This window comes from Georgenia halophila (assembly GCF_039541595.1).
Genome location: NZ_BAABGN010000022.1, coordinates 1 through 781, shown reverse-complemented (window position 1 = coordinate 781; position 781 = coordinate 1). Strand labels below are relative to the sequence as shown.

The following is a 781-nucleotide window of genomic DNA, read 5'->3' as shown; positions in this document are numbered from 1 at the left end:
GTCACGGGCGCGTTGGTGGCCGAGCCTGACAGGTACGCGCGAAGCGCCACGCTCCCGGCGTCCTGGAGTCCGGTGGTCGAATCGGTGGCGCTCACCGTCCACGTGCCGGGCTCGGGCGTGCCTGTCTCCCAGACCTTGGCCCGGAGGGTTGTCGGTGACGTCCCGAATGCCTGCACCCGCATCTGCATGAGCTCGCCGGCTTCCACCGTCAGTCCGGTGACGATCGTGGACTGCATGTAAGCCTCGGCGCCATCCACCCGTCGGCCGAGGGTGAGTCTCGCCTCGCCGGTCGACAACAGTCGCAGGTCGGTGAAGTAGCGGTCGCCGTCGGGTAGGAATCGAGGTGTCACGGTGAGGTAGGTGCCGCCGCCGGTTGCCGGCTTGTCGCTGCCGACCCGTACCTGGACATCGGTGTCGGACGAGGAGACGCCGGGGAGTTCCATGCCGGGACCGGCGCCCGGGTTGTTCATGCGGATCCGACCCATGCCGTCGGCTACCGAGAAGTTCGACGCGCTGGCCATCCGCGACCAAGCGCCTCCGATATCCGCGTCACCCCATCCGTTCGTGACCGACCGGGTGAAGTCATCTAGCGCGAGCGGAGTCTGCTCGCCGCTCTCTCCGCTGACGGTGACCTGTTTCGTGGTGGTGTTCGTTGCCCCGTCGTCGTCGGTGACGGTGAGGGTGACGTCGTAGGTGCCCGCCTCGTCGTAGGTGTGGCTGGCCTGGGCGCCGGTGGCGGTCTCGTCGTCACCGAAGTCCCACTCGTAGGACGCGATGGTGC

The 781-nt window shown here is 68.0% G+C and carries 1 protein-coding gene; it reads right to left on the bottom strand.

Features of this window, described 5'->3' with window-relative positions; genetic code table 11:
• Positions 1 to 781: PKD domain-containing protein (locus tag ABD907_RS20540; RefSeq protein ID WP_345219146.1), on the bottom strand; the 781-nt coding region annotated here is incomplete at both ends.